Annotated in this window: 24 protein-coding genes; 14 read left to right on the forward strand and 10 right to left on the reverse strand. The window is 73.0% G+C overall.

The window, feature by feature from the left end:
* Positions 1-42 precede the first annotated feature (42 nt).
* Both IF30_RS0124130 and trxA read left to right on the forward strand, forming a co-directional pair.
* Complete coding sequence (locus IF30_RS0124130; RefSeq protein WP_030242135.1) at positions 43-450, forward strand: MerR family transcriptional regulator; 408 nt, start codon at positions 43-45, stop codon at positions 448-450.
* A gap of 3 nt (positions 451-453) precedes the next feature.
* Entirely contained in the window at positions 454-786 is a 333-nt protein-coding gene (trxA, locus tag IF30_RS0124135; RefSeq protein WP_030242137.1) for a thioredoxin, read from the forward strand.
* 26 nt (positions 787-812) lie between these two features.
* Here trxA and IF30_RS0124140 read toward each other — a convergent pair whose 3' ends face one another.
* Together IF30_RS0124140 and IF30_RS0124145 are read right to left on the reverse strand one after the other, a co-directional pair.
* Positions 813-1610 (reverse strand): SURF1 family protein, encoded by a 798-nt coding sequence (locus IF30_RS0124140; RefSeq protein WP_030242139.1) that lies wholly within the window; start codon positions 1608-1610, stop codon positions 813-815.
* A 31-nt stretch (positions 1611-1641) separates the two neighbouring features.
* Positions 1642-2637 (reverse strand): DEDDh family exonuclease, encoded by a 996-nt coding sequence (locus IF30_RS0124145; RefSeq protein WP_051710980.1) that lies wholly within the window; start codon positions 2635-2637, stop codon positions 1642-1644.
* 128 nt (positions 2638-2765) lie between these two features.
* Between IF30_RS0124145 and IF30_RS0124150 the strand changes: the two genes are divergently transcribed.
* The 4 genes from IF30_RS0124150 to moaA all read left to right on the forward strand — a co-directional run bounded on the left by IF30_RS0124150 (position 2766) and on the right by moaA (position 7098).
* Positions 2766-3809, forward strand: a complete 1044-nt coding sequence (locus IF30_RS0124150; RefSeq protein WP_030242144.1) for a zinc-dependent alcohol dehydrogenase family protein — start codon at positions 2766-2768, stop codon at positions 3807-3809.
* 259 nt (positions 3810-4068) lie between these two features.
* Positions 4069-4425, forward strand: a complete 357-nt coding sequence (locus IF30_RS0124155) for a DUF485 domain-containing protein (protein WP_051710982.1) — start codon at positions 4069-4071, stop codon at positions 4423-4425.
* Positions 4422-6032 (forward strand): cation acetate symporter, encoded by a 1611-nt coding sequence (locus tag IF30_RS0124160; protein WP_030242150.1) that lies wholly within the window; start codon positions 4422-4424, stop codon positions 6030-6032. Before IF30_RS0124155 ends, IF30_RS0124160 begins: the two co-directional genes overlap by 4 nt.
* Before the next feature lie 76 nt (positions 6033-6108).
* Positions 6109-7098 (forward strand): GTP 3',8-cyclase MoaA, encoded by a 990-nt coding sequence (moaA, locus tag IF30_RS0124165; protein WP_030242152.1) that lies wholly within the window; start codon positions 6109-6111, stop codon positions 7096-7098.
* Here moaA and IF30_RS0124170 read toward each other — a convergent pair.
* From IF30_RS0124170 to IF30_RS0124195, 6 genes are all read right to left on the reverse strand, one after another.
* The gene (locus IF30_RS0124170) at positions 7095-7343 is read right to left on the reverse strand and encodes a hypothetical protein (protein ID WP_030242155.1); all 249 of its coding nucleotides are present in this window, start codon (positions 7341-7343) and stop codon (positions 7095-7097) included. The genes moaA and IF30_RS0124170 overlap by 4 nt on opposite strands.
* Positions 7344-7606: 263 nt before the next feature.
* Positions 7607-7999: a DUF3099 domain-containing protein gene (locus tag IF30_RS0124175; protein ID WP_051710984.1), complete on the reverse strand. Its 393-nt coding sequence runs from the start codon at positions 7997-7999 to the stop codon at positions 7607-7609.
* 196 nt (positions 8000-8195) lie between these two features.
* Positions 8196-8744, reverse strand: coding sequence for an RNA 2'-phosphotransferase (locus IF30_RS0124180; protein WP_030242159.1), 549 nt, complete (start codon positions 8742-8744; stop codon positions 8196-8198).
* A gap of 32 nt (positions 8745-8776) precedes the next feature.
* Positions 8777-10174: a metallopeptidase TldD-related protein gene (locus IF30_RS0124185; protein WP_030242162.1), complete on the reverse strand. Its 1398-nt coding sequence runs from the start codon at positions 10172-10174 to the stop codon at positions 8777-8779.
* On the reverse strand, positions 10174-11769 hold the full coding sequence (locus IF30_RS0124190) for a TldD/PmbA family protein (protein WP_420791154.1): 1596 nt from the start codon (positions 11767-11769) through the stop codon (positions 10174-10176). The genes IF30_RS0124185 and IF30_RS0124190 overlap by 1 nt, the downstream gene beginning before the upstream one ends.
* Positions 11770-11958: 189 nt before the next feature.
* Positions 11959-13104: an MBL fold metallo-hydrolase gene (locus IF30_RS0124195; protein ID WP_030242166.1), complete on the reverse strand. Its 1146-nt coding sequence runs from the start codon at positions 13102-13104 to the stop codon at positions 11959-11961.
* Between the two features lie 314 nt (positions 13105-13418).
* On the opposite strand from IF30_RS0124195, the gene fabG reads away from it, so the two are divergent.
* Together fabG and fabI are read left to right on the forward strand one after the other, a co-directional pair.
* On the forward strand, positions 13419-14138 hold the full coding sequence (gene fabG, locus IF30_RS0124200) for a 3-oxoacyl-[acyl-carrier-protein] reductase (protein WP_030242168.1): 720 nt from the start codon (positions 13419-13421) through the stop codon (positions 14136-14138).
* Positions 14139-14140: 2 nt separating this feature from the next.
* The gene (gene fabI, locus IF30_RS0124205; protein WP_030242171.1) at positions 14141-14908 is read left to right on the forward strand and encodes an enoyl-ACP reductase FabI; all 768 of its coding nucleotides are present in this window, start codon (positions 14141-14143) and stop codon (positions 14906-14908) included.
* Positions 14909-15016: 108 nt separating this feature from the next.
* Here fabI and IF30_RS0124210 read toward each other — a convergent pair whose 3' ends face one another.
* Positions 15017-15691, reverse strand: a complete 675-nt coding sequence (locus IF30_RS0124210; protein ID WP_030242173.1) for a FadR/GntR family transcriptional regulator — start codon at positions 15689-15691, stop codon at positions 15017-15019.
* A 124-nt stretch (positions 15692-15815) separates the two neighbouring features.
* Between IF30_RS0124210 and IF30_RS0124215 the strand changes: the two genes are divergently transcribed.
* From IF30_RS0124215 to IF30_RS0124225, 3 genes are all read left to right on the forward strand, one after another.
* Positions 15816-17147, forward strand: coding sequence for a CynX/NimT family MFS transporter (locus IF30_RS0124215; protein ID WP_078891637.1), 1332 nt, complete (start codon positions 15816-15818; stop codon positions 17145-17147).
* A 164-nt stretch (positions 17148-17311) separates the two neighbouring features.
* Positions 17312-17434, forward strand: coding sequence for an SGM_5486 family transporter-associated protein (locus tag IF30_RS50290; protein ID WP_267883116.1), 123 nt, complete (start codon positions 17312-17314; stop codon positions 17432-17434).
* A gap of 124 nt (positions 17435-17558) precedes the next feature.
* Complete coding sequence (locus IF30_RS0124225) at positions 17559-18086, forward strand: SixA phosphatase family protein (RefSeq protein ID WP_030242177.1); 528 nt, start codon at positions 17559-17561, stop codon at positions 18084-18086.
* 92 nt (positions 18087-18178) lie between these two features.
* Here the strand turns inward: IF30_RS0124225 and serB are convergent, their stop codons facing one another.
* Positions 18179-19435 carry a phosphoserine phosphatase SerB gene (serB, locus tag IF30_RS0124230; RefSeq protein WP_030242179.1) on the reverse strand — a complete coding sequence of 419 codons (1257 nt, stop codon included), beginning with the start codon at positions 19433-19435 and terminating at the stop codon, positions 18179-18181.
* A gap of 221 nt (positions 19436-19656) precedes the next feature.
* Between serB and IF30_RS0124235 the strand changes: the two genes are divergently transcribed.
* The 3 genes from IF30_RS0124235 to IF30_RS0124245 all read left to right on the forward strand — a co-directional run bounded on the left by IF30_RS0124235 (position 19657) and on the right by IF30_RS0124245 (position 24310).
* Complete coding sequence (locus tag IF30_RS0124235) at positions 19657-22251, forward strand: FHA domain-containing protein (RefSeq protein ID WP_030242187.1); 2595 nt, start codon at positions 19657-19659, stop codon at positions 22249-22251.
* A gap of 189 nt (positions 22252-22440) precedes the next feature.
* Positions 22441-23649 (forward strand): GAF domain-containing sensor histidine kinase, encoded by a 1209-nt coding sequence (locus IF30_RS0124240; RefSeq protein ID WP_078891638.1) that lies wholly within the window; start codon positions 22441-22443, stop codon positions 23647-23649.
* Positions 23642-24310 (forward strand): response regulator, encoded by a 669-nt coding sequence (locus IF30_RS0124245; protein ID WP_030242190.1) that lies wholly within the window; start codon positions 23642-23644, stop codon positions 24308-24310. Before IF30_RS0124240 ends, IF30_RS0124245 begins: the two co-directional genes overlap by 8 nt.
* Positions 24311-24781: the final 471 nt, after the last annotated feature.

Raw genomic sequence — 24781 nt, forward strand, 5'->3', positions numbered from 1 at the left:
GGTCTACGGTCGGTACCGGCTGCACGGGAGGAGTGGTCCGGGATGCGGATCGGCGAACTGGCGGAGCGGGCGGGGACGACCACGCGGGCGCTGCGGTACTACGAGCAGTTGGGACTGCTGCCGGCCCGGCGGGCGGGCAACGGGTACCGGGCGTACGACGAGGCGGACCTGCGGATGCTGCGGGAGATCCGGATGCTGCAGGACTTCGGCTTCGAACTGGAGGAGACCCGCCCGTTCGTGGAGTGCCTGCGGGCCGGGCACCCGGAGGGGGACTCCTGCCCGGCCTCGCTGGAGGTGTACGAGCGCAAGCTCGCGGAACTGGACGACTGCATCACCCGGCTGCAGGCCGTCCGGGCGCAGGTGTCGGGCCAGTTCGAGCGGGCGGTGCGGGCGCGGGACGAACTCGCGACCGCCGAGCAGCCACCACGGTGCGAACTGACGAAGGAGTAGACGATGGTGGAGATCGCGGGTGTGCCGGCGGTGACGGACGAGACGTTCGCCGCGGAGGTGCTGGCGGCGGAGGGGCCCGTGCTGGTCGACTTCACGGCGGACTGGTGCCCGCCGTGCCGGATGATGGCGCCGGTGCTGGCGGACATCGCCCGGGAGGAAGCGCACCGGCTGCGCGTGGTGAGCGTGGACGTGGACCGCAATCCGCAGGCGCAGGCGGCGTACGGGGTGCTGTCGATGCCGACGCTGATGGTGTTCCGGGACGGCCGGCCGGTGCGGTCGGTGGTGGGGGCGCGGGCGAAGGCGCGGTTGCTGCGGGAGCTGGAGGACGTGCTGTAGGCGGGCGTTCTCCAGGCGGGGGTGATCTAGACGGGGACGGGTTCGGCGCCGGCCTCGGCTTCGGCGGCCTTCTCGGCGCGGTCCTTGGCCTCGCGGCGGGCGAGGATCCAGACGCCGACCGGGATCATCGCGGCGAACAGCCACCACTGGACGGCGTAGGCCATGTGCGGCCCGATGTCGGAGTGGTTGGGCTCGGGGATCAGCTCGGGCTGGTCGGCCGGGGCGGGGGTGGTGCCGGCGAGTTCGAGGTAGCCGCCGAGGAGGGGGGCGCCGGTCTCCTTGGCCTGCTCGGCGGTGTTGATCAGGTTGAACTGGCGGTCGGGCAGGCCGGTGCGGTCCTTGATGCCGCTGGCGCCGTAGGTCTCCTCGGCGCGCAGGCGGCCGGTGAGGGTGACCTCGCCCGTCGGCGCGGCGGGGACCGGCGGGTACTGGGTGGCGCCGTCGCCGGAGGCGACCCAGCCGCGGTTGACCAGGACGGTGCCCTTGCCGTCGGAGAGCTTCAGCGGGGTGACGACGAAGTAGCCGATCGTCCCGCTGGAGTCGGTCCGCTTGCGGACCACGAACTCGTGCGCCGGATCGTACTGGCCGGTGGCGGTCACCGCGCGCCAGGTGAGGTCCTTGGGGACGGCGAAGCCGGGCGTCGGCGACAGGGTGTCGAACGGGACCGGGGCTGCCGTGAGGGCCTGGCCGATCAGCTCGTTCCGGGCCACCCGCGCCTCGTGGCGGTGCAGCTGCCAGAAGCCCAGCTTGATCGTCACGGGGATCAGCAGCAGCGCGATCAGCATGGTGATCAGCCACTGGCGGGTCAGCAGAAAACGGTACACATGGGAACGGTACGCCGACCTCACAGCGGGCTCACGCACCGGGGTGCGGGGCGACCTCGCGCAGGAGCTGGAGGAAGGCGTCCTCGGTGACCACCGGGGTGCCGACCTCGCGGGCCTTGCGGGCCTTGCCGCTCCAGCTGTCCGGTTCGTTGGTGACCAGCAGGCTGGTGAGGCGGCTCACCGAGGTGGCGATGTGCAGGCCGGCCTCGACGGCGCGGTCCTCCAGGAGTTCGCGGTCGGTGGAGGTGTCGCCGGTGAACGCCACCCGCATGCCCTGGACCAGCGGCTTGCCGTCCTCCCAGCGCCCCGGGTTGGGGTACGGGCACGGCGGGCGCTTCCTGGCCTGGCGGTAGTTGGCGCCGGTCCAGGAGGCGCGGGCGGGGACGGCGGGCTCGTCCTCGCCGAGGTCGGCGACCGCGACGCAGTTCTGCAGCGGCAGCGGGATCCCGCCCAGGCGGGCGAGGTGCAGGCTGGGGCGGAAGGCCTCGGCGAGCACCCGGGCGTCGTCCAGGGCGTTGTGGGCGTGGCGCTGCTGGACGCCGAAGTGGGCGGCGAGCGAGGCCAGCTTGCCGTTGGGCAGCGGCAGGCGCAGGTCGCGGGAGAGGACCATGGTGCACAGCCGCTGCTCGACGGGGGCGCGCAGGCCGGCCCGGGAGAACTCGCGGGAGATCATGTTCCAGTCGAAGAGCGCGTTGTGCGCGACCAGGACCCGGCCGCGCAGCCGGTCGGCGAGTTCGTCGGCGATCTGCGGGAAGGTCGGGGCGGTGGCGAGCAACTCGGCGGTGAGGCCGTGGATCCAGACCGGGCCCGGATCCCGCTCGGGGTTCACCAGGGTGTACCAGTGGTCGGTGATCTCGCCGTCGGGGTCCAGCTGGTAGACGCCCGCCGAGATGACCCGGTCGGAGCGACCGAGACCGGTGGTCTCGACGTCGACGACCGCGAAGCCCTCGGCGGGGGCGGCGGAGCGCTGGGCGGGGACCGGGAGGGTCCGCGGCGCACCGTACGTCTCGGGCTGGATCGGTTGCATGGTCCAACAGGATAAGGGGCGGCAGGAGCGGCTCCGGTCGGAAGGGTTCCGACCGACCGGCCGGAATAGAGTGGTCAGCGGGGGTGTCGTACACCTGGTCGAGACCGTTCTCCTGTGAGGAACAGCGCATGCGAGCCACCGTGATCCACGGCCCCAACGACATCCGGATCGAAGAGGTACCGGACCCGGTGATCCGGCAACCGACGGACGTGGTGGTCCGGGTCCTGAACGCCTGCATCTGCGGCAGCGACCTGTGGGCCTACCGCGGGGTGGCGCAGCGGGTGGCCGGGCAGCGGATCGGGCACGAGTTCCTGGGCGTGGTCGAGGAGGCCGGCGCCGAGGTGCGCGGCTTCGCGAAGGGCGACCTGGTCGTGGCGCCGTTCGTCTGGTCGGACGGGACGTGTGACTTCTGTCGCGAGGGCCTGCACACCTCCTGCCCGCACGGCGGCTTCTGGGGGCAGGTCGGCTCGGACGGCGGCCAGGGCGAGGCGGTGCGAGTGCCGTTCGCGGACGGGACGCTGGTGAAGCTGCCGAAGGAGGCCGCGGGCGACGAGAAGCTGCTGCCCGGCCTGCTGGCGCTGTCCGACGTGATGTCGACCGGGCACCACGCGGCGGTCTCGGCGCGGGTGCGGCCCGGCGCGACGGTCGCGGTGGTCGGCGACGGCGCGGTGGGCCTGTGCGGGGTGCTGGCGGCGCACCGGCTGGGCGCGGGCCGGATCATCGCGATGGGGCGGCACGAGGCCCGTACCGAGCTGGCCCGGCGCTTCGGCGCGACGGACGTGGTGGCCGAGCGCGGGGAGGCCGCGGTGGAGGCGGTCAAGGAGCTGACCGGCGGCCAGGGCGCGCACGCGGTGCTGGAGGCGGTCGGCACCGAGGAGTCGATGCGCACGGCCGTCTCGATCACCCGGGACGGCGGCGCGGTCGGGTACGTCGGGGTGCCGCACGGCGGCAGCGCGGGCGTGGACATCGGCCAGATGTTCGGCCGGAACGTTTCGCTCAACGGCGGCGTCGCGCCGGCCCGGGCGTACATCCCCGAGCTCCTGCCGGACGTGCTCTCGGGAGCCATCGAGCCGGGCCTGGTCTTCGACCGCACGGTCGAGCTGGACGGCGTGCCGGACGGCTACCGGGCGATGGACGACCGTTCGGCGCTGAAGGTCCGCATCGCGTTCTGACGGATCGTCAAGAGGGGTGGCACCGCCGTGCGGTGTCACCCCTCTTGCGTGGGGCGGGGGTGCCCGGAAGTGGCGCGAGGGGTGTTTTTCGGCCAAATGGGTGGTGCGGGAGGGTGAACGGCCGTCTGATCGCCGTCAACCCCTTTCGGGGCGGGCGTGACGCTCCTAGCATTGCGCGGCGCGCACGGGGAATGTGACGCCCCTCACGTCTGATCGTTTCCAGCGTGCGACCGCCATGCCGAAGGACTGAGGAGACAGAGTGGATTCGCCGCCGATTGCCACCGCCCCCACGGAAGTCCAACTCATCGACGACAGTGAGGAGTTCCGTACTCTGCGGCGCTCGTTCCGGAGCTTCGCCTTTCCGGTCACCATCGGCTTCGTGCTCTGGTACCTGCTCTACGTGCTGCTCTCGTGCTACGCCCCGGGTCTGATGCGCGCAAAGGTCGTCGGCCACGTCAACGTGGCGCTGGTGCTCGGGCTGCTGCAGTTCGCCACCACCTTCCTCATCGCCGCCTGGTACGCCCGCTACGCGGACCGGCGGATCGACCCGGTCGCGACCGCGATCCGCGAGGCGCACGGTGCCGTCGTCCACGCCCCCCGGGAGTCCGCCGAATGACCCTGCTCGCCAGCTCCGCCACCGAGCACCGCGGCCTGACGATGACCCTGTTCGGGATCTTCGTCCTGGCCACCCTCGGCATCACCGTCTGGGCCGGCCGGCAGAACAGGAGCGCCGCCGACTTCTACGCCGGCGGCCGGGGCTTCACCGGATTCCAGAACGGCCTGGCCATCTCGGGCGACTACATGTCCGCCGCCTCCTTCCTCGGCATCGCCGGCACCATCGCCCTCACCGGGTACGACGGCTTCCTCTACTCGATCGGCTTCCTGGTCGCCTGGCTGGTCGCGCTGCTGCTGATCGCCGAACCGCTGCGCAACTCCGGCCGCTTCACCATGGCGGACGTGCTCGCGTTCCGGATGCGCCAGCGCCCGGTGCGCACCGCCGCGGGCTTCTCCACCATCGTGGTGTCGATCTTCTACCTGCTCGCGCAGATGGTCGGCGCCGGGACGCTGGTGGCCCTGCTGCTCGGGGTCACCGGGGAGGGCGCCAAGCGCTGGACCATCCTCGCGGTCGGCGCACTGATGATCATCTACGTGGTGATAGGGGGAATGAAGGGCACCACCTGGGTGCAGATCATCAAGGCGGTCATGCTGATCGCCGGCGCCGCGCTGATGACCGTCATGGTGCTGGCCAAGTACCACTTCAACCCCTCCGAACTGCTCGGCGCGGCCGCGAACGCCAGCGGCAAGGGCGCGGCCTTCCTCGAACCCGGCCTGAAGTACGGCGCCAGCGACACCACCAAGCTCGACTTCATCAGCCTCGGCGTCGCGCTGGTGCTCGGCACCGCGGGCCTCCCGCACATCCTGGTCCGCTTCTACACCGTGCCCACCGCCAAGGCCGCCCGGAAGTCGGTGCTCTGGGCGATCGGCATCATCGGCGTCTTCTACCTGATGACCCTGGCGCTCGGCTTCGGAGCGGCGGCCCTGGTCGGCTCCAAGGAGATCAAGGCGGCCAACGCGGCCGGCAACACCGCCGCGCCGCAGCTCGCCGAAGTGCTCGGCGGCGGCGCGGGCACCACCGGCGGCGCGATCATGCTCGCAGTGATCTCGGCCGTCGCCTTCGCCACCATCCTCGCCGTTGTCGCCGGGCTCACCCTCGCCTCCTCGGCCTCCTTCGCGCACGACCTGTACGCCAACGTGATCCGTCGCGGCAAGGCGAGCGAGAAGGAGGAGGTGCGGTCGGCGAAGTGGGCCGCGGTGGTGATCGGCGCGGTCTCCATCGTCCTCAGCCTGTACGCGGGCAAGCTCAGCACCGCCGCCCTGGTCGCGCTGGCCTTCGCGGTGGCCGCCTCGGCGAACCTGCCGACCCTGCTCTACTCCCTGTTCTGGAAGCGCTTCACCACCGCCGGCGCCGTCAGCTCGGTCTACGCCGGCCTGGTCTCCTCCGTGGTGCTGGTGGCCTTCTCCCCGGTGCTGTCCGGCGCGAAGACCTCGCTCTTCCCGGACCTGGACTTCCACTGGTTCCCCCTGGAGAACCCCGGCCTGGTCTCCATCCCGATCGGCTTCCTGGCCGGCTGGATCGGCACCCTGCTGTCCAGGGAACGACCGGACGAAGCGAAGTACGCTGAACTGGAGGTCCGCTCGCTGACCGGACTGGGCGCCCATTGATCGTCCCGCGATGACTATGCTGGCCCGGCCCGCCTCGACGGTGGCCGGGCCGGCCGCATTTCGGGGAAGGACGCACGTGCTGCTCGACACCTTCGGACGACAGGCCGTCGACCTGAGGGTCTCCCTCACCGACCGCTGCAACCTCCGCTGCACCTACTGCATGCCGGAGGAGGGCCTGCAGTGGCTCGCCAAGCCGGACCTGCTCACCGACGAGGAGATCATCCGGCTGGTCACGGTCGCCGTGCGCGACCTGGGCGTCCGCGAGGTCCGGTTCACCGGGGGCGAGCCGCTGCTGCGCCCCGGGCTGGTCTCCGTCGTGGCCGCCTGCTCGGAGCTGGAGCCGCGCCCCGAGCTCTCGCTGACCACCAACGGCATCGGGCTGGCCCGTACCGCGACCGCGCTGCGCGAGGCCGGCCTCGACCGGGTCAACGTCTCGCTGGACACCCTCGACCCCGAGGTGTTCCACACCCTCACCCGCCGCCACCGCCACCAGGACGTCCTGGACGGCCTGGCCGCCGCCGAGGCCGCCGGCCTGGCGCCGGTGAAGCTGAACACGGTGCTGATGCGCGGGGTCAACGACCACGAGGCGGCCGACCTGCTCGGCTGGTGCCTGGAGCGGGGCTACGAGCTGCGCTTCATCGAGCAGATGCCGCTGGACGCCCAGCACGGCTGGGACCGCGAGTCGATGGTCACCGCGACGGAGATCCTCGACCTGCTCCGCGCCCGCTTCACGCTCACCCCGGAGCCGTCCGCCCGCAGGGGCGCGGCGCCCGCCGAACGCTGGCTGGTGGACGGCGGCCCGGGCCGGGTGGGCGTGATCGCCTCGGTCACCCGGCCGTTCTGCCGGGCCTGCGACCGGACCCGGCTGACCGCCGACGGACAGGTGCGCAACTGCCTGTTCGCGACCGGGGAGACGGACCTGCGCACGGCGCTGCGCTCGGGGGCGGACGACGCGGAGCTGGCCGCGCTGTGGCGGGCGGCGATGTGGGGCAAGAAGGCCGGGGCGGGGATCGACGACCCGGAGTTCCTGCAGCCCGACCGGCCGATGTCCGCGATCGGCGGTTAGACCGGCTCCCCGGAGGGGCCGGAGGACCCCGAAGCCTCGGGGGTCCAGTCGGCGAAGGCGACGACCTCCTTGAGGAAGCCGCGCACGCCGAGGAACCCGGACAGGTGCTCGCGGTGCTCGTCGCAGGCGAGCCAGGTCTTGCGGCGGTCCGGGGTGTGCAGCTTGGGGTTGTTCCACACCAGCACCCAGCCCGCGTCGGCCCGGCAGCCCTTGGCGGAGCAGATCGGCGTCTGCGGGGTGTCCATCGGGCCGTCCTCAGCGATAGGCGGGAAGTCTGCACCGCCAGTCTGTCACGCGCGGTCGGAGCGCCGGGCTCCGGGCACGGCGACGCCGGGCAGCCACGGGGGGAGCTGCCCGGCGTCGGTCCGTCGCTCCGACGGGGGATGCGGAGCGCGTACGCAGTATGTCACGCCAAGACCCTCGGATGGGGAGGTCTTGCATGATTAATCTGAGGTTCTTTTGAGCTTTCGTCGAGCCGCCCGGGGGTGAAGCGGGGTGAAACGGACCGTCAGTCCACGTCCTGTGAAGGATCGGTGGCAGCGGTCTTTGCCTCTCCTGTACCGGCGGTCGCGCGGGCCCCACCGTTCCCACCGGTCCCGCCGGGGCCCAGCATCAGCGGGGTGTCCAGCGGGATGTCGAAGGTGCTCGGCAGGCCCGGCGCGCGCTCCCGGCCCGCGTTGGCGACCAGCACCGCGAAGTACGGCAGGAGGACCGCGCCCGCCAGCGCCACGAACGCCAGCCACCGCTGGACGTCCCACAGCACCACCGCCAGCAGCACGCAGACGGTGCGGAGCAGCATCGAGATGACGTAGCGGCGCTGGCGCCCCCGGACGTCCTCGGTGAGGCTGCTGCGCGCCCCCGTGATCCGGAAGACCTGCCCGTCGCCCGCGCTCTTGCCCATGTGCCTACCGCCCTCGTCCCGCTCCCGCGCGCCTGGCCGCGCGGCCTCCTCACGGTACGCCCGGGCGGTCGCGGCGACGAGACCGGGTGGGCCGGACCCACCCGGTCGGGTGCGCGAAGGGCCTGTCCGGCGGAGCCCCGGGCCCCGGGGCTCCGCCGGACAGGCCCTTCGCGGGTGCCGGGTCGCGGGCGGCGGGCTACGAGCGCCGGGAGAGGTACTGCGGGGGCACGGCGTCGGTGAGCCAGACGCCGTTCTCGCTGAGCCGGAACTCGTGGCCGGCCGCCGTCATCGCGGCCGCGTTCACGGTCAGCACCACCGGGCGGCCGTGCCGGGCGCCGACCCCGGTCGCGGTCTCGGTGTCCGCCGAGAGGTGGACGTCCCGGCGGGACATCGGGCGCAGGCCCTCGCGGAAGATCGCCGCCAGGTGCCGGTCGGCGGTGCCGTGGTAGAGCACGTGGGGCGGCACGGCGGCGGCCACGCCGAGGTCGACCGCCACCGTGTGCCCCTGGTTCGCGCGGATCGAGAGACCGTCCGGCGAGTAGCCGAAGCGGCGCTTGTTGTTCTCCGCGACGACGCGGTCCAACTCGGCCCGGCTGAGCGGCCTGCCCTTCGCGGCGAGCGCGGCGAGCAGTTCGTCGATCCGGACCCAGCCGGCCCCGTCGAGGGTGACCCCCACCAGGCCGGGCTCGTGCCGCAGGATGCGCGACAGCATCCTGCTCGACCTGACCAGCCGCTTCTCGTCCATCATGTCTCTCGTATCCCCCCGACGGCCAGCGGCTAAGAGGCCTGGCTGACCGAACTCATGTTGAAGTCCGCGACACGCACGGGTGGCATCGCGGTGCGGGTGAAGTAGTCGCTCCACTCGCGGGGCAGGCAGCGTTCGGTGCGGCCCACCTCGGTGATCCGGTCGAGCAGGTCCACCGGGGACTCGTTGAACCGGAAGTTGTTGACGGCGCCGACGACCTCGCCGTTCTCCACCAGGTAGACGCCGTCCCGGGTGAGGCCGGTGAGCAGCATCGTCGCCGGGTCCACCTCGCGGATGTACCAGAGGCAGGTGAGCAGCAGGCCGCGCCCGGTGCGGGCGATCATCTCGTCCAACGTCGGCGCCGACTCCTGGTCGGCCGTCTCCAGCACCAGGTTGTCGATGGCCGGGCGCAGCGGCAGGCCGGTGAGGGCGGCCGCGTGGCGGCTGGTGACCAGGTCGTTCAGCACGCCCTCGCGGATCCACTCGGTGGCGGCGATCGGCTCGCCGTTGTCGAAGACCGAGACGTCGCCGCCGGTGGAGTGCGCGAGCACGAACGGCGCTGCCTCCAGGCCGGGCTCGTGCGGGTCGGAGCGCAGCGTCAACGGCAGGCCGCTGAGCTTGTCGCCGATCCGGGTGCCGCCGCCGGGCTTGGAGAAGACCGTCCGGCCCTCCTGGGCGTCCCGGCCGCCGCAGGACCAGTTGAGGTAGATCAGCAGGTCGGCGACGGCCGAGGGCGGCAGCAGCGTCTCGTAGCGGCCGGCCGGCAGGTCCACCGTGCGGGCGCCCCAGCCGAGGCGCCTGGTCAGCTCGGTGTGCAGGGCCGGGACGTCGATGTCGGTGAAGTCCCGGGTGGCGGCGCCGACCCAGGCGGAACCGGACAGGTCGGCCGTCTTGGCGTTGATCTCGACCATGCCGGTGGGCTGGTCGTGGCGCAGCCGCAGGCCGGTGGAGCTGCCCAGGTAACTGGTGGTGAGCTCGTGCCGGGCGAAGCCGTACAGCAGCTCGCCCTGCGCGGCGGCGCGGGCGAAGGCCTCGCCGAGGGCCGGGCCGAAGGCCTCGAACACCTCGATCGAGGTCTGCGCGGGCGGCTCGGTGAAGTGCGGGGACGACGGCTGGTCGGCGACCAGGGGCTGGGCGTCCTCGGCCGGGCCGGCCGCGCGGGCGGCCTCCTCGGCGGCCCGCACCAGGTCCTCGACCTCCTCCGGGGTGACGGCCTCGCGGGAGACCACGCCGGAGGCGGTGCCCTCGGCGCCGGCCACGGTGGCGATCACGGTCAGCCGGCGGCCGCGGGTGACGCCGTTGGTGGTCAGGGCGTTGGCGGCCCAGCGCAGGTTGGTGGTGGACTCCTCGTCGGCGATCACCACGCAGCCGTCGGCGCGGGAGAGGCCGAGCGCCAGCTCGACGAGTTGGTGGGGCTGCATCGCGGTCATCAGTGACCCGCCTCCTGCTGGGTGTTGAGCACGTTGACGTTCCGGAACAGTGCCGACGGGCAGCCGTGGCTGACCGCCGCGATCTGGCCGGGCTGCGCCTTGCCGCAGGTGAAGGCGCCACCGAGGACGTAGGTCTGCGGGCCGCCGACCGCCGCCATCGAGCCCCAGAAGTCGGTGGTGGTGGCCTGGTAGGCGAAGTCCTTGACCTGGCCCGCGAGTTCGCCGTTCTTGATGGCGTAGGCCCGCTGGCCGGTGAACTGGAAGTTGTAGCGCTGCATGTCGATCGACCAGGAGCGGTCGCCGACGATGTAGAGGCCGTCCTCGACCTGGGCGAACAGGCCCGCGGTGTCCGGGCCGTCGGCGGCCGGCTGCAGCGAGACGTTGGCCATCCGCTGCACCGGGACGTGCGCGGGGGAGTCCGCGAAGGCGCAGCCGTTGGAGCGCTCGAACCCCTTCAACCTGGCCATGCCGCGGTCCAGTTGGTAGCCGACCAGGATGCCGTCCCGGATCAGGTCCCAGGACTGGGTGGCGACGCCCTCGTCGTCGAAGCCGATGGTGGACAGGCCGTGCTCGGCGGTGCGGTCGCCGGTGACGTGCATCAGGCCGGAGCCGTACTCCAGGGTGCCGAGCCGGTCGAAGGTGGCGAAGGAGGTGCCGGCGTAGGCGGCCTCGTAGCCGAGCGCGCGGTCCAGCTCGGTGGCGTGGCCGATCGACTCGTGGATGGTCAGCCAGAGGTTGGACGGGTCGATGACCAGGTCGTAGCGGCCGGGCCGGACGCTCGGGGCCTTCATCTTCTCGGCCAGCAGGACGGGCAGCTCGGCGAGCTCGGCGTCCCAGTCCCAGCGGCCGTCGCCGGTGCCGTCGCCGGGGCCGGCGCCGCTGCCGGTGAGGTACTCGAAGCCGCGGCCGACCGGCGGCGCCAGGGTACGCATCGAGTCGAACGCGCCGGTGCGCCCGTCGACGGAGGTGGCCTCCAGCTCCGAGTGCAGCCGGATCCGCTGCTGGGTGGTCACCGTGCCCGCGGTGTCCGCGTAGAACTTGTTCTCCTGGACGGTCAGCAGGGACGCCTGGACGTGCGAGACGCCGTCGGCGGCCAGCAGCCGGGAGCTCCGCTCGGCGAGCAGCGCGGTCTTGTCGGCGTCCGGCACCTCGAACGGGTTGATCTCGTACGCGGACACCCAGGTGACGTCCCGGTGGACCGGCTCGTCGGCCAGCTCGACCCGCTCGGTGGAGCCGGCCGCCCGGCTGATCCCGCCCGAGAGGCGGGCCACCGCGACGGCCTGCTCGGCGACCCGGGCCGCGGCGTCGGTGGTCAGGTCGACGCCCGCGGCGAAGCCCCAGGCGCCGTCCAGCAGGACCCGGACGGCGAAGCCCAGTTGCACGCTGTCGGACGTGCCGGCCGGACGGGCGTCGCGCAGCCGCCAGGCGGCGCTGCGGATCCGCTCCAGACGGAAGTCGGCGTGGCTCGCGCCGAGTTCGCGGGCCCGGGCGAGGGCGGCGTCGGCGAGGGTACGCAGCGGCAGGGCCAGGAACAGCGGGTCGACGGCGCGCCCGTGCGCGGCGCCGGCGCGGTCGGCCGGAGGGATCGGAGGCAATCGGGCTCCCAGGTCGCGGAGGGTGGCGGTGCGGGCGCCACAGGGGTGCCCGCACCGCATCATTTCCCGTCCACCGGGTTTCCGGCCAGCGCATTTCGACCGGCGCGCTGCGGTTTCGGCCACGCCCGCGCAGGTGCGGTGCGGATGCCGTCCGCGCTGCCGTCGCCGCTGCCGCCGGCGGGCGGCCCGTCAGCCGACGGACTCCCACCAGCCGTCGAGCTCCGGCGGGTTGTCGACGTCCACCCGCTCACCGGGGCGCGGCACGGCCAGCGGGACGGCGTTCTCCTTCGCCTCCTTCACCAGCCGCTCGACCGGCTCGGCCCACCGGTGCAGGCCCAGGTTGAAGGTGCACCAGTGGACGGGCACCAGCAGGTCGGCGGTCAGGTCCCGGTGTGCGAGGACGGCGTCCTCGGGGGTCATGTGGATGTCCGCCCAGGCCGCGTCGTAGGCGCCGATCTGGATCAGTGCCGCGTCGAACGGCCCGTGCTGCTCGCCGATCCGGGCGTAGCCCTCGAAGTAGCCGGAGTCGCCGGTGTAGAAGACCCTGCGGTCCGGGCCGGCGATCACCCAGGAGCCCCACAGGGTGGTGTTGCGGGTCAGGCCGCGGCCGGAGAAGTGGTGCGCGGCGGTCAGGGTGAGCACCAGCTCGCCCAGGTTGCAGGTCTCGTCCCAGTCCAGCTCGATGATCCGGTGCTCGGGGACGCCCCAGCGGCGCAGGTGGGCGCCGATGCCGAGCGGGACGGCGAACGGCGCGGACTGGCTGCGGACCAGGCGCTTGACCGTCGCCATGTCCAGGTGGTCGTAGTGGTCGTGCGAGATCAGCACCGCGTCGACCGGCGGCAGTTCCTCCAGCTCGACCGGCACGGGGTGCAGCCGCTTGGGGCCGACGTGCGCGGAGGGGGAGCAGCGGTCGCTCCAGATCGGGTCGAGCAGCACCCGGAAGCCCTGGATCTCCACCAGCGCGGAGGCGTGCCCGTACCAGGTGATCTCCAGGCCTTCGGCGGCCGGCCCGGGCGGGGTGGCGGGGCGGACGGTCGGCACCGGGTGGGCGGGGACGCGGCCCTCGCGCTCGAAGAGCATCCGGCGGGCGGTGGCGCCGTCGAAGCCGGGGGCCCCGCCGGTGCGGGCGAGCGTGGAGGGAGCGTTGTGGAAGACGCCGTCGCGGTACTGCGGGGAGTTGCGCACCCGCTCCTCGCGCTCGCCGTCCGGCCGCCGCCCGAACGCCGCCGGCAGGTCGCGCAGCGCCCAGGCGGCCGCACCCAGGCCGGCCGCCAGGGCGGTGAGGGCCAGCTGTCGTCCGCGTCCGGGGGTGCTCCCGGGCCGTGCCTTGGTCATCCGCTCTGCCTTCGTCGCTCGCCGGGATGGTCGGGGGTCCGTGCGGCCGGTCCGGGCCGGTCCGCACCACGGAGGCAACGGGTGCGCCCGTCCGTGTTGTTCCCGCACAGTAGCGCCGATCGGCGTGGTGGCCCGGGCCCGGGGCGGTGCCCGCCGGACCGGACCGGACCTGCGGGTACGGATTGTCGGATTGCGACAGTTCCTTCGGTGTGGCGCTGTGGGAGCCCGATGCGCCGCCATCGGCGGCCGCCCGATAGCGTCACACTGCGTACGCAATCCGACGTACGTGCTCACACACGGAGAGAGGTGGATCGTTGAGCCGCTCGGTTCTCGTCACCGGAGGAAACCGGGGCATCGGCCTCGCGATCGCCCAGGCCTTCGCAGAGGCGGGCGACAAGGTCGCCATCACCAGCCGCTCGGGCGAGGTGCCCGAGGCCCTGGCGAAGTACGACGTCCTCGCCGTCCGCTGTGACGTCACGGACGCCGCTCAGGTCGACGCCGCCTTCACCGAGATCGAGCAGAAGCACGGCGGGGTCGAGGTGCTGGTCGCCAACGCGGGCATCACCAACGACACCCTGCTGCTGCGCATGTCGGAGGAGGACTTCACCTCCGTCCTGGACACCAACCTCACCGGCACCTTCCGCGTGGTCAAGCGCGCCTCCAAGCTGATGATGCGCGCCCGGAAGGGCCGCGTCGTCCTGATCTCGTCCGTGGTGGGCCTGTCCGGCTCGCCGGGGCAGGCGAACTACGCCGCCTCCAAGGCCGGCCTGGTGGGCTTCGCCCGTTCGCTGGCGCGTGAGCTCGGCCCGCGCAACATCACCGTCAACGTGGTCGCTCCCGGCTTCGTCGACACCGACATGACCGCCGTGCTCGGTGACGAGCGCCGCGCGGAGATCGTCGCGGGCGTGCCGCTGGGCCGCTACGCGGCGCCCGCCGAGGTCGCCTCCACCGTGCGGTTCCTCGGGTCGGACGAGGCCGCGTACATCACCGGAGCCGTCATTCCCGTTGACGGCGGATTGGGCATGGGTCACTGATCATGAGTGGAATCCTCGAAGGCAAGCGGATCCTGATCACCGGTGTGCTGATGGAGTCCTCCATCGCCTTCCACACCGCCAGGCTCGCCCAGGAGCAGGGTGCGGAGATCATCCTCACCGCCTTCCCGCGCCCGAGCCTGACCGAGCGCATCGCCAAGAAGCTGCCGAAGCCGGTCAAGGTGCTGTCGCTGGACGTCTCCAGCCCGGAGGACCTGGCGGGCATCGCCGACCAGGTCCGCGAGCACCTGCCGACCCTGGACGGCATCGTCCACTCGATCGGCTTCGCCCCGCAGGACGCCCTGGGCGGCAACTTCCTGGACACCCCGTGGGAGTCCGTGGCCACCGCCATGCACGTGTCCGCGTACTCGCTGAAGTCGCTGACGATGGCGCTGCTGCCGCTGATGCAGGACGGCGGCTCGGTCGTCGGCCTGACCTTCGACGCGCAGTTCGCCTGGCCGCAGTACGACTGGATGGGCCCGGCCAAGGCGGCCCTGGAGTCGACCAACCGCTACCTGGCGCGCTACCTGGGCGAGCGGGACATCCGCTGCAACCTGATCTCGGCGGGCCCGCTCGGCTCGATGGCCGCCAAGTCCATCCCGGGCTTCGGCGACCTCGCCGACACCTGGAACCACCGCTCCCCGCTCAAGTGGGACCTGAGCGACCCGGAGCCGACCGGCCGCGGCGTCGTCGCGCTGCTGTCGGACTGGTTCCCGAAGACCACCGGCGAGATCATCCACGTCGACGGTGGCCTGCACGCCGTCGGCGCCTGACGCTCCGCCCGTACGCCGCTGCCCGGCGCCCCCTCGTGGGGTGCCGGGCAGCGGCGTTCTGCGGAAGCCCCCGGTGGTTCGCGTCCGCGTGCCCGGGGCCCTCGGCGTTCACGCCTCGGCGGTGGCGCAGGCTCCGATGGCACGGCCGGCCTCGACCGAGGCGCGCTGGGCGTCGCCCGCCCGGATGGCGTCCAGGATGGTGTCGTGGCCGATGTAGCGCTCGGCGATCAGTTCGGGGCCGACGTCGTGCCGCAGGTGCGCGCGGGTGACCTCGCCGAGGTCGGCGTAGACGGCGAGCAGGACGTCGTTGTGGGCGGCGGCCACCACGGCCTGGTGGAAGGCGGCGTCGGCCTGGACGAAGTCCTCGGCGTCGCCGGAGTGCCAGGCGGCCTCACGGCGGGCCAGGGCGCCGTCCAGCAGCTCCAGGTCACGGGCGGTGCGGCGGTGGGCGGCCAGGCCTGCCGCCGAGGTCTCCAGGGCGGCCCGCAGCTCGGCGACCTGCGCCTGGTCGGCGTCGGCGAAGCGGCGGTGCATCACCCCGGCCAGCTCGCTGGTGGCCAGCACGTAGGTGCCGGAGCCCTGGCGGATGTCGAGCAGGCCGTTGTGCGCGAGCGCGCGGACGGCCTCGCGGACGGTGTTGCGGGCGACGCCGAGCTGCTCGACCAGGGCGGCCTCGGTGGGGATGCGCGAACCGACCGCCCACTCCCCGGACGTGATCTGGGCGCGCAGCTGGGCGATCACCTGGTCGGACAGCGGGGTGCGCCTCGGCGAGGACAGCGCCACGGGGACTCCTAGCGAGTGCGGCTCGGGTGGGGCCTGGGTGGAAGGTGGCCGGTGGATGAACGGTCGGCACATCATGCCAATTCCGAGGTGCGTCAATTCATCCCATCATTCTATGATGGCCCACATGCCCGCAGCAGAGACCACCGCTTCCGCGCGGAACGGGGCCCGGCCGCAGACCGAGCGGCCCGCCGTCCCCGCCCCTTCCGCCCCCTCGAACCCGGCCCGCCCCGCCAGGTACCTGGCCTGGCTGTTCGCCGTCGCGATCGCCGCCGCCGCCTTCAACCTGCGCCCCGTGGTCACCAGCCTCGGACCGCTGCTCGACCAGGTCCGCGCCGACCTCGGGATGAACCCGACCCTCGCCGGGCTGCTCACCGCCGTACCGTCGCTGTGCTTCGCGCTGTTCGGCTTCGCCGCCCCGGTGGCGGCCCGCCGGTTCGGCCCGATCGCGGTGGTCACCGCGGGCATGGCCGCCATCACCGCGGGCGTGCTGGCCCGCTCCTTCGCCGGCGGCACCGCGGTGTTCCTGCTGCTGACCGCGCTCGCGCTGGCCGGCGTGGCGGTCTCCAACGTGCTGCTGCCGGTGGTCATCAAGCGGTACTTCCCGGAGAAGGTCGGGCCGATGATCGGCCTGTACTCGATGGCGCTGTCCGCCGGCACCGCCCTGGCCGCGCTGGTCAGCGTGCCGTTGACCGACGCGCTCGGCGGCGACTGGCGCCCCGGCCTCGGCGTCTGGGCCGGCCTGGGCGCGCTCGCCCTGGTGCTCTGGCTGCCGCTGCTGATCGCCAAGCGCGAGCGCGGCGGACGGGCGGCGGCCGCCGCCGCCACCCCGGCCAGGCTGCCGATCACCCGCAGCCGTACGGCCTGGGCCCTGGCCTGCTTCTTCGGCCTCCAGGCCACCGGCGCGTACGTGGTGATGGGCTGGCTGCCGAAGATCTTCCAGGACGCCGGTGTCGACAAGGGCACCTCCGGGGCGCTGCTCGCGGTCACCATGGTGATCGGCGTGCCGGTCTCCTTCGTGCTGCCCAGCCTGGCCGCCCGCCGCGGCGACCAGCGGCTGTTCGTCGTGGTGCTGGCCTGCTGCGGCATCGCCGGGTACGCCGGTCTGGCGCTGGCCCCGGCCGGGGCGCCGTGGGTCTGGTCGGCCCTGGTGGGCCTGTCCAACTGCGCGTTCCCGCTGGTGCTGACCATGATCGGGCTCCGGGCCCGGACCGCGGGCGGGGTGGCGCAGCTGTCCGTCTTCGCGCAGGGCGTCGGGTACCTGATGTCCGTCGTGGGCCTGGTCCTGATCGGCCCGATCTACCAGATCACCGGCGAGTGGTACTGGCCGCTGGGCTTCCTCGCGCTGCTGCTGGTGCCGCAGATGCTGTTCGGGCTGCGGGCCGCGCGGCCCCGGTACATCGAGGACGAGGCCGTCCACCCGGCCGTCCACCCGGCGGAGCAGTCGGCCGGGGCCTGACCCCGACACGGCGGCCGGCGGTCCGCGCGCACGCCCGCGGGCCTGCGCGCGGGGGCCGAAGCGCCCCGGCGGGAGGCCGGCGCCAAGGCGGAGAAGGTCAAGCCCCGGCCAAGACGGCGGGGCCACCCCGAGGCGGGCGCGTTCGGGATGGGAGAATTCCCGACATGCCCGTTCTCGACCCCAATCCGACCGACGGCCGCAAGCAACTCGGCCGTATCGCCCTCGCCTTCGCCGCCATCGTGGTGCTGGTGGCGGTCATCGCCTCTGTCGCCACCTCGATGGGCTGACGGCCGACCGTCCGCCGCCCGCCGCCCCCGGTGGACGGAGCGTGACGGCACCCGCCACCCCTGGGAGTGGCAGCGCCCGGGAGCATCGCGCCCCCGGGCGGCTTTTCTGCCAAGCTTGCTGGGTATGAGCGCCGACACGCCCCGCAGGATCATCGTTCTCCGCCATGCCAAGGCCGACTGGCCGGACGGCGTCGACGACCACGAGCGGCCGCTGGCCGACCGGGGCCGCCACCAGGCCCCGGACGCCGGCCGCTGGCTGGTCGACTCCGGCATCAACCCCGACTACGTGCTCTGCTCCACCGCCCTGCGCACCCGCGAGACGTGGAAGCTGGCCGCGCACGAGCTGCCCAAGCGGGCCCGCAGGACCGTGTACGAGGACCGGATCTACGAGGCCAGCCCCGGTGAGATCATCGCCGTGCTCCAGGAGACCCCGGAGGAGTTCTCGGACGTGGTGCTGGTCGGCCACAACCCGGGTGTGCTGGGGCTGACCCAGGTGCTGGCGGGGGACGCGGGCGACCGGGACGCGCTGGAGCGGCTGCGCCTCGGCGGCTTCCCGACGGCGGCGATCGCGGTGCTCAGCTTCAGCGGCTCGTGGAAGGGCGTCGAGCCCGGGGTGGCCCAGCTGGTCTCGTACCACACGCCGCAGGACTGACCCGGAGCACGGGCGAGGGGCGCGCGGATCCGTCCGCGCGCCCCTCGCCCGCGTCCGGGGCCCTCCTCGGGCGGGCCCCGGCGGGAGGTCCGTCACTCGGTGGGGGTGCCGTGCAGCACGTCGGCCGCCTCGACCTCCTCACGGGTGATGCCCAGCAGGTACAGCACGGTGTCCAGGAACGGCACGTTCACCGCGGTGTCGGCGGCCTCGCGCACCACCGGCTTGGCGTTGAACGCCACCCCGAGCCCGGCCGCGTTCAGCATGTCCAGGTCGTTGGCGCCGTCGCCGATCGCCACCGTCTGCTCCAGCGGCACCTTCGCCTGCTCGGCGAAGCGGGCCAGCCAGCGGGCCTTGCCCGCGCGGTCCACGATCTCGCCGACCACCCGGCCGGTGAACCTGCCGTCCACCACCTCCAGGGTGTTGGCGGCCGCGAAGTCCAGCCCCAGCTGCTCCACCAGGTGGTCGGTGACCTGGGTGAACCCGCCGGACACCACCGCGACCTGGAAACCGAGGCGTTGCAGCGTACGGATCAGGGTGCGCGCACCCGGCGTGAAGCGGACCTCCGCCCGCACCTTCTCCGTCACCGAGGCGTCCAGCCCGGCGAGCAGCGCCACCCGGGCCCGCAGCGACTCGGCGAAGTCCAGCTCGCCGCGCATCGCCGCCGCCGTCACCTCGGCGACCCGCTCCTCGCAGCCCGCGTGGGCGGCGAACAGCTCGATCACCTCGTCCTGGATGAGCGTGGAGTCGACGTCCATGACCACCAGGCGCTTGGCCCGGCGCTCCAGACCGGCCGCCACCACCGCGACGTCCACCCGCTGGGTGGCCGCCTCCTGGGCCAGCTCGGCCCGCAGCTCGTCGGTGGCCACACCGGAGACGGCCAGTTCGACCGCCGTCACCGGGTACTTGGCGAGTCGGAAGACCCGGTCGATGTTGCCGCCCGCCGCCGTGATCCGGGAGGTCAGCGCGGAGACCGCGGCGGCGGTCAGCGGATGGCCGAGCACCGTGACGTGGGAACGGCCCTCACGGCGGGGCCGGTTGTCGCCGATGCCGGAGAGGATCTCGGCCTGGAGCTTCTGCTCGTCGGCCCAGCGGTGGACGGTGGCCCGCAGACCGCCCTCGGCGCCGGGGGCCGAGGGCGGGGTGACCAGGGCGCACAGGGTGATGCGGCCACGGGTCACGACCTGCTCGATGTCGATGACGTCGACGCCGAAGCCGGCCAGCGTCGCGAAGAGGCCGGCAGTGATGCCGGGACGGTCCTTGCCGAACACCTTGACGAGCAGGGTGCGCTCGTCCGCGGTCCGGTGCTGGGCGGCGGGGAGGGGCTCAGCGGCCAGGGGCGATGCGTTCATGGTGCCTCCCACGCTACCCGTCGCCCGGTCGGCCGAGGGCACCTGTCCCACCTCGCGGGACGCCGCGGCCCGGGCTCCGGTAGCAGCCTGGTCACAGTCACCCGGGCCGACTTTCGTCGGCGGTCGGCGGGCTGGAATGATTCCCCCCGTCAGTCGCAGGAACAGCACACCCCCGGCCGGGGGCACAATTCGGGGGACCGAGAGAGCGGGGCAGGCGAGCAGTGCCGCAACTCGTCATTGATATCAACGGACAGCAGCGGACCCTGGAGCCCGGGCGGTCCTACACCATCGGGCGCAACCCGCAGTCGGACTTCCCGTTCGACGACGCCAGGGTCTCCTGGCACCACGGGACCATCAGCTTCAACGGCAGCGGTTGGCTGCTGGACGACCACGGCAGCACCAACGGCACGTACGTGGCCGGAGCCCGCACCCTGCAGGCCCAGCTGTTCCCCGGCGCCGTGGTCAACCTGGGCAACCCGGAGAACGGCCCCCGGCTCGGCTTCTCCGCGCCCGCCCACGCGGCCGCCCCGCAGGCCGCCCCGATCCACGAGGCCGCCACCGGCCGCGCCCCGGTGCCCACGCCCCAGCCGCCCGGCCCACAGCAGGGCTGGCCGCAGCCGGACCCGTACCAGCAGCCGCAGCAGGCCTGGCCGGGCCAGCCGCAGGCTCAGCAGCCTTTCCCGCAGCAGCAGTACGCGCCGCCGCAGCCCCAGCAGGGCGGCTTCCCGCAGGACCAGGGCTTCCCGCAGCAGCAGGGCTTCCAGCCCCCGCCGCAGCACGGTGGCGGCGGCCCGCAGCCGACCATCATCCGCAACCTGACCTCCTCGATGCGCACCGCCCGGATCGGTCGCGCGCTCGACAACGACATCGTGGTGTCCGACCTCCAGGTCTCCCGCCACCACGCCGAGCTGCGCCAGCTCCCGGACGGCCGCTACGAGATCGTCGACCTCGGCAGCCACAACGGCATCTTCCTCAACGGCCAGCGGGTTCAGCGTCAGCTGATGGGGCCGCAGGACCGCCTGACCGTCGGCCACTCCAGCTTCGTGCTGGTCGGCGACCAGCTGCAGGAGTTCGTCGACACCGGCGCGGTCTCCTTCTCCGCCCGCCACCTGACCGTCGAGGTCGAGCACAAGGGCGGCAAGAAGGTCCTGCTCAACGACGTCAGCTTCGGCGTCCCGGAGAAGTCCCTGGTCGCGGTCATCGGCCCGTCCGGCTCCGGCAAGTCCACCCTGCTGCGCGCCCTCACCGGCTACCGCCCGGCCGACCGCGGCGAGGTGCTGTACGACGGGCGCAACCTGTACAAGCAGTTCGCCGAACTCCGCTCGCGCATCGGCCTGGTGCCGCAGTCCGAGATCCTGCACCGCGAACTCACCGTCCGCTCCGGCCTCAAGTACGCGGCCCAGCTGCGCTTCCCCGGCGACACCGAGGCGCGCGAGCGCGCCGCCCGGATCGACGAGGTGCTGTACGAGCTGCGCCTGGACAAGCGCGCCGACAACAAGATCACGGCGCTCTCGGGCGGCCAGCAGAAGCGCGTGTCCGTCGCCCTGGAGCTGCTCACCAAGCCGTCGCTGATCTTCCTGGACGAGCCCACCTCGGGCCTCGACCCGGGCATGGACCGCGAGGTCATGCAGATGCTGCGCGGCCTCGCCGACGACGGCCGCACCATCCTGGTCGTCACCCACTCGGTGGCCGAACTCGCGCTCTGCGACCGGCTGCTGGTGATGGCGCCGGGCGGCTCGGTGGCCTACTTCGGGCCGCCGGACGAGGCACTGCACTTCTTCGGGTACGAGACCTGGGCGGACGTCTTCCAGGCCTTCGAGAACTACCCGGACCACGACTGGGCCGGCCGCTACCGCGGCTCCGTGCACTACCAGCAGTACTCCGCCCCCACCGTGGAGGCGGGCGAGGTCCAGCACGTGCAGGTGGCCCAGGAGGCCGTCAAGCCGCCGAAGCCGCAGAGCTGGGGCTCCCAGCTGTGGACGCTGATGCGGCGCTACATGTCCGTACTGGCCTCGGACCGGGGCTTCCTCGCCCTGTCGGTGCTGCTGCCGGCGGTCATCGGCGCGGTCAGCGTGCTGATCCCCAACGAACCGGGGCTCGCGCCCAACCCGAAGACGCAGCTCCACCTGAACAGCGGCGCCGCGACGATCATGCTGATCCTGGCGATCGGGGCCTGCTTCTCCGGAGCGGCCAACTCGGTCCGCGAGTTGATCAAGGAACGGGCGATCTACGAGCGAGAACGAGCCACCGGGCTCTCCCGCTCGGCGTACATGATGTCCAAGATCATCGTGCTGGGCTTCTTCAGCGTGATCCAGGGCGCCATCATCTCCGCCGTCGGCTTCCTGCCGCGCAAGCTGCCCGAGCACGGCCTGATCGTCAAGAACCTGCCGATCATCGAGATGACCGTCGGCATGATCCTGCTGAGCTTCGCCGCGATGATGTTCGGCCTGATGATCTCCGCGCTCGTGAAGACCGCCGAGAAGACCATGCCACTGCTGGTCATGTTCGCCATCGTCCAGGTCGTCTTCACCGGCTGCCTCTTCCAGATCTTCGGCAAGCCCGGCCTGGAGCAGGTCGCCTGGCTGATGCCGGCCCGCTGGGGCACCGGCATCGTGTCCACCACGCTCGACCTGTCCACGCTCATGGGCCCCTGGAACAAGGACTTCCAGCACCCGAACTACGACCCGCTCTGGAAGCACTCGGTGGCCCAGTGGGCGATCGACGCGGGCGTGCTGATCGTGATCTCCGTCCTCATCGGCGTCCTCGTCACCCGGCTCCAGCGCCGGCACGAGCCCGAGGTCATGCAGAAGGGCTGACACCAGGCTGCTGACGGAAGGGCGGCTCTCCCCACGAGGGGAGGGCCGCCCTTCGGCGTCGGGAGCCCGGCGGGTCGTCGGAGGTGCGGTGCGGCGCGTCGTGGGACCAGCGGCCTAGGTCCCCGGACCTGCTCCCCGCGCGGCCGAGGGCGGACGCGACCGCCGCGGCCACAGCGGTACGTTGGCGGTATGCCCAGCGCCACCGACACCACCGGAGACCGCCCGGCCCACCAGGGCCCCCTGCCCGCCTGCGACCCCTGCCTGGCCGGGATCGAGGCCGTCAGCCAGGCACTGCTCGCCATGAGCAGGCACCTGGAGGTCCGCGAGGTGCTGCGCCGCATCACCGCCTCCGCCCGCGAACTGCTCGGCGCCGAGTACGCGGCCCTGGGCGTGCCCGACGACCACGGCGGCTTCGCCCAGTTCGTGGTCGACGGCGTCACCGACGAGCAGTGGCGGGCGATCGGCCCGCTGCCCCGCCAGCACGGCGTGCTCGCCGCGATGCTGCACGAGACCGGCCCCACCCGCCTTGCCGACGTCCGCCGGGCGCCCGCCTTCGGCGGCTGGCCCGCCGCCCACCCGGAGATGGACGCCTTCCTCGGCATGCCCATCCTGGACACCGACGCGGCCGACGACGAACCGCGCGTGCTGGGCGTCGTCTTCCTCGCCAACAAGAACGGCGGCGGCCTGTTCACCGACCACGACGAGGAACTGCTGCGCATCCTCGCCGCGCACGCCGCCCTCGCCCTGTCCAACGCCCGGCTCTACGAGCGCAGCCGCGAACTCACCCTGGCCGGCGAGCGCGCCCGGATCGCCCACGACCTGCACGACGCCGTCTCACAGAAGCTCTTCTCGCTCCGCCTGACCGCCAACGCCGCCGCCAAGCTCGTCGACCGCGACCCGGCCCGGGCCCGCGCCGAACTCGCCGAGGTCGCCCGGCTCGCCGCCGAGGCCGCCGACGAACTGCGCGCCGTCGTGGTGGAGCTGCGCCCGGCCGCGCTGGAGGAGGACGGGCTGAGCGCCACCCTCGCCTCCCAGGTCCAGGTCCTCGACCGCGCGCACACCGCCGACGTCGCCTTCGCCGCCGACGGCGTCCGCGCCCTGCCGCCCGCCCAGGAGGCCGCGCTGCTGCGCGTCGCCCAGGAGGCACTGCACAACGCGCTGCGCCACTCCGACGCCCGCCGGGTCGCCGTCACCCTGGCCGGGACGCCCGCACGCGGGGCCGTGCTCCGGGTGCGCGACGACGGGCGCGGCTTCGACCCCGAATCCGTCCGTCGGGCCGGCCGCCACCTCGGCCTCGCCTCGATGCGCGACCGCGCGGCCGCCGTCGGCGGCACGCTCACCCTGGAGTCGGCCCCCGGCCGGGGGACGCTCGTCGAGATGGAGGTCCCCGGTGCCTGAGAGCACACCGTCGATCCGCGTCCTGCTGGTCGACGACCACCAGGTGGTCCGGCGCGGACTGCGCACCTTCCTGGAGGTCCAGGACGACATCGAGGTCGTCGGGGAGGCCGCCGACGGGGCGGAAGGCGTCGAGCGCGCCCGCGCACTCGACCCCGACGTCGTCCTGATGGACCTCAAGATGCCGGGCGTCGACGGGATCGAGGCGCTGCGCACGCTCAAGGGCGAAGGCAGCCGGGCCCGGATCCTGATCGTCACCAGCTTCACCGAGCACCGCACCATGGTCCCCGCGCTGCGGGCCGGCGCCGCCGGGTACGTCTACAAGGACGTGGACCCGGAGGCGCTGGCCGGCGCGATCCGCTCGGTGCACGCGGGCCACGTGCTGCTCCAGCCCGAGCTGGCCGAAGCCCTGCTCTCCGACGAGGGCCCGCGCGCACCGCAGGGCCGCGGCGGCACCCTCACCGAGCGCGAGCGCGAGGTGCTCGGCCACATCGCCGACGGCCGCTCCAACCGGGAGATCGCGCGCAGCCTGCACCTGTCGGAGAAGACGGTGAAGACCCACGTCTCCAACATCCTGATGAAGCTGGACGTCGCCGACCGGACCCAGGCCGCGCTCTGGGCCGTCCGCAACGGCGAGGCCCGGGAGGCCGCCTCCGGCGGCTGACGGAGTGTCAGTGCCCTGTGCAAGGGTGAGCGCTGACACCGCACCGAAGAGGGGGGCGCCATGGGGGAGCCGCGCAGCGTGTACAGGCCGGTCCCGCAGGCCGGGGAACCGGGCTGGTCCGTCCACCGCCCGGAGACCGTCACGGAACGCGGCGGCCCGGCCCTCGGGCCGGACGGCCGCTACGACCCTGGGCGGAGGTGACGGCCGTGGCGAAGGCCGACCCGTGGCGCTGAAGCTTCCTGCGCTGAAACCTCCTGCGCTGAAACCCTGAGCTGGACCCCTCAGCCGAACCCCTGCTGACCCCTCAGCCGAACCCCTGCGCTGAAACCTCCCGCGCTCCCGGCGGCGCGCGGAGCCCGGACGGCCTTGGCGCCCCCCGGGCGCGGGGGGCGGTTTCCGGCCACGTGCGGCGCCGGTGCCGGCCGGGCGCAGGGCCCGGCCGTTCGGCCGGGTGCCCGGCCGGGCACCGCG

It is taken from the genome of Streptomyces sp. NRRL S-350 (assembly GCF_000719705.1).
Taxonomy (GTDB): Bacteria; Actinomycetota; Actinomycetes; order Streptomycetales; family Streptomycetaceae; genus Kitasatospora.